Origin of the sequence: Methylobacterium sp. B1 (assembly GCF_000333255.1) — a bacterium.
In the GTDB taxonomy this organism is placed as follows: domain Bacteria; phylum Pseudomonadota; class Alphaproteobacteria; order Rhizobiales; family Beijerinckiaceae; genus Methylobacterium; species Methylobacterium fujisawaense.
Window position 1 is genome coordinate 1 of record NZ_BACT01000269.1, and the last position, 3482, is coordinate 3482.

The following is a 3482-nucleotide window of genomic DNA, read 5'->3' on the forward strand; positions in this document are numbered from 1 at the left end:
GCGCCGACCAGACAGGATCCGCCACGCCACGGCGGGCTCCGCCAGGGCGAACACGGCCCAGAAGGCGATCGCCGCGCAGGCCCAGCCGACCGCCCAGCTCGACTGGACGAGGCCCACCGCCTTGCCGCGATAGCGGGCCTGGATCGTCTCGGCGATCAGCACGGAGCCCACCGACCACTCGCCGCCGAAGCCGAAGCCCTGCAGCGCGCGGGTGACGAGCAGTTGCTCGTAGGAGTGCGTGAAGCCGCTGAGCACCGTGAACAGGGTGAACCACGCGACGGTGGCCTGCAGGACGACCACCCGGCCGTAGCGGTCCGCCAGGATCCCGGCCGCCCAGCCGCCGATGGCCGAGGTCACCAGCGCGGCGGTGGCGATGTTGCCGGCCTCGACCTTGGTCAGGCCCCAGACCACGACCAGCGTCGGGATCAGGAAGGTATAGACCATGTAGTCGAACGCATCGATGCCGTAGCCCGCGAAGGCCGCGCCCAGCACCCGGCGCTCCGCCGGACTCGTGTCTTTCACCCACATGGCGCAACTCCTTGGCGGACAGGCCGTCATGCGGCCGGGAGGGTCACAGGAACGGCAGGTCGCGGTTGAGGAGGTCGGTGATCAGCATGTGACCGGGCGCGTGGGTGATGCAGAGCGGCAGCCGCGCCGCCATCGCCACCGCCTGGGGGGTGACTCCACAGGCCCAGAAGACCGGGAGCTCGTCGGGCTCGATCGGGACCGGATCGCCGAAATCCGGCCGCGCGATGTCGCGGATACCGATCAGGCTCGGGTCGCCGAGATGGATCGGCGCTCCGTGGACCGCCGGCATCCGGGCCGTGACCTGCACGGCCTTGATGGCGTCCGCCGCCTTCATCGGCCGCATGGAGACCACCAGGGGGCCGTGGAACGGGCCCGAGGGCCGTGTGGCGATCGAGGTCCGGTACATCGCGACGTTGCGGCCGAGGGCGACGTGGCGGAGCGGGATGCCCGCCGCGATCAGGCCGGCCTCGAACGAGAAGGAGCAGCCGAGGACGAAGGTGACGAAGTCGTCCCGCCACACGCCGGTCAGGTCGGGCAGCTCCGCCACGAGTTCGCCGCCCTCGTAGACGCGATAGCCGGAAACGTCGGTGGCAAGGTCGAGATCGGCGCCGAGCGTCGGAAGCGTGCGGGCGCCGGGCTGCGAGACGCCGAGGATCGGGCAGGGCTTCGGGTTCTGCTGGCAGAAGCGGTGGAAATCCTCCGCCATGGCCCGCGGCAGGATCATCAGGTTGCCCTGCGCGTGAGCGGGGACGAGACCCGAGGTGTGGCCCCGGAACCGACCCGCGCGAATCGCGCGCCGCGCTTCCGCCGCATCGGCGAAGACAGGTGCTGCGCCGTCGGCGCCCAGGTGCTGGCTCACCGCGATGATCTCCCTGGCTGGTTGTCGAGCGCCGGGCCGGCATCGTCGGCAGCCCGGATTCCGCAAGATCCCGATCGCTTCAGCGATTCATGTCCTGCAGCAACGATCCCATCGCGCCGCAGGGCACGCCAATCGTGATTGCGAATGAGGCGCGATAAACCAGTCTTATCGGCCGGCGGCCCAGGTTTCGGCCACGTCCTGGGCGAGGCGGGCCGCATCCGCCACGAAATGGTGGGCCGGCCGCTTCATGTGCATCGCCGTGAAGGTCAGATTCGAGAGCAGCGGCTCGGCCGGCAGGACGCGGAGGGTGCCGGCGCGGATCTCGGCCTCGACCACCGCCGGCGGGATCACGCAGATCCCAAGGCCCTCGATGCCCATCTTCACGATGGTGGCGAGCGAGGCGCTGGTGTGGATCTGGCTCGGCAGGAGGTTCTCCTGCAGGACGAGGTCGCGCAGTTCGACATAGGGGCTGGTGTTGCGCGGGTAGGTGATGAGCGGATGGTGCAAGAGCGCGCCGAGGCTCAGGGGCGCGTCGCCCGGCAGCAGGCCCGGCGCGGCGATCCACGCGACAGGGGTGCTGAACAGGGCACGGTTGACGAAGCTCGGCAGGGTGATCGGACCCACGAGGAGTGCCAGATCGATCTCGTCGGCGACGAGGGCGGCCTGCATGTTCGGCGAGATGTCCACGGTGATGTCGACGCCGATCCCGGGATGGGCGGCGCGCATGCGCTCGATGAAGCGCGACAGCCACAGATGGACGATCGTCTCGGACACGCCGAGCCGCAGGGTGCCCCGCGTGCGTCCGGTCTCGTGAAGGGCCACGCTCATCTCGTCCTGCAGAGCCAGGAATCGCTCCGCGAAACCCAGGAGGAGACGCCCCCGCTCCGTCAGGGCGACGTCCCGGCTTCGGCGCTCGAACAGCGTGCCGTATTCATGCTCCAGGGCCGCGATGCGCTGGGAGACGGCCGGCTGGGTCGTGTTCACCTTCTCGCTGGCGCGGCGAAAGCTGGAGAGTTTTGCAACCCAGTAAAACACCTCCAAGCTGCGGAAATCCGCCATCCCGCAATTGTCCCGCTCCGCCGTCGTGGCCGATCATATCGCGCCCTCGCGCGCTGGCATGCAAGCCGTCGGCCGTCGCGTATCGGCGCGGGATCCCCCCATCCTGCCGCGAGGTTCGCCCGCCCGCTCGGATGACAGGGGCGCGGTTCAGGGCGATGGAAATTCCGAAAGCCAGGCGCTCCCGTGGCGCTTCGGGCGGCATCAATCAGCGCAGGCGCGAAGCCTGAGGGCCTCGTGAAACCCCTTCCAGAAGCACCGACAAGAGCCCGACATCGCGAGCGGAATGCTCAGGTGTGGGCGCAACGGTTTCGGGTGGCCCCACACATGCGGAAACCCCGGGAGCGGAATGCTCCCGGGGTTTTGTCGACCTCGCGACCAGGTTGATCGGGCTGGGATGCAAGGGTCGAGCGAAGGGCATCGCCATCCCGCGGCGACCGGCATGCAGAGGACCAGTCCCATGCCAAGTCTCCGCGAGGGGCGATGGCCCCTCGAGTCACGCTCGGCTCAGTACGAGCCGAACTTGTAGTTCAGGCCGGCGCGGACGACGGCGAACTCGGTCTTGGCGGCGGCGCCGTTGAGGTAGGCGGTGCCGTTCGGGGGCAGGAGGTTGCCGTAGAAGACGCCGCCGGCGGAGTTCTTCTGGCGGTCGAGGCTGACGTACAGGCCTTCGACCTTCAGGGTGACGGCCGAGGAGCGGAAGAAGTTCAGGAAGGAGTCGGTGGGCAGGGCGTACTCGACGCCGCCGCCGGCGGCCCAGCCGGTGCGGAAGCTGTCGCGGAAGCGGTTGCCGGAGAAGTTCTGGTCGTCCTGGCCGGATCCGTAGGCGAAGCCGCCGGTGCCGTACACGAGGNTGCGGTCGAAGGCGTAGCCGAGGCGGCCCGCGACGGTGCCGAAGTAGTCGAAGGCGTTGCCGCTGGTGGCGACAANNNGCGGGCGGTTGGAGAAAGCGACCCCCGGGAAGCCANGAAGCTGTANTTCTGGGTGGCGTTGGCCCGGCGGCGAATTCAACTACTGGCGTCGGCCTCAAGCCGATCAC

General features: G+C 69.1%; 3 protein-coding genes and 1 pseudogene. All 4 read right to left on the minus strand.

The features are described from left to right. On the minus strand, positions 1 to 528 hold a 528-nt coding region (locus tag I53_RS07755; RefSeq protein WP_043348769.1), incomplete at its 3' end, for an MFS transporter. Between the two features lie 43 nt (positions 529 to 571). Continuing rightward, entirely contained in the window at positions 572 to 1393 is an 822-nt protein-coding gene (locus I53_RS07760; RefSeq protein ID WP_374701305.1) for a putative hydro-lyase, read from the minus strand. 159 nt (positions 1394 to 1552) lie between these two features. Continuing rightward, positions 1553 to 2446 carry a LysR family transcriptional regulator gene (locus I53_RS07765; RefSeq protein WP_043348775.1) on the minus strand — a complete coding sequence of 298 codons (894 nt, stop codon included), beginning with the start codon at positions 2444 to 2446 and terminating at the stop codon, positions 1553 to 1555. A gap of 504 nt (positions 2447 to 2950) precedes the next feature. Next, positions 2951 to 3355: pseudogene (locus tag I53_RS07770) on the minus strand (outer membrane protein); the annotation flags it as partial. Positions 3356 to 3482 lie beyond the last annotated feature (127 nt).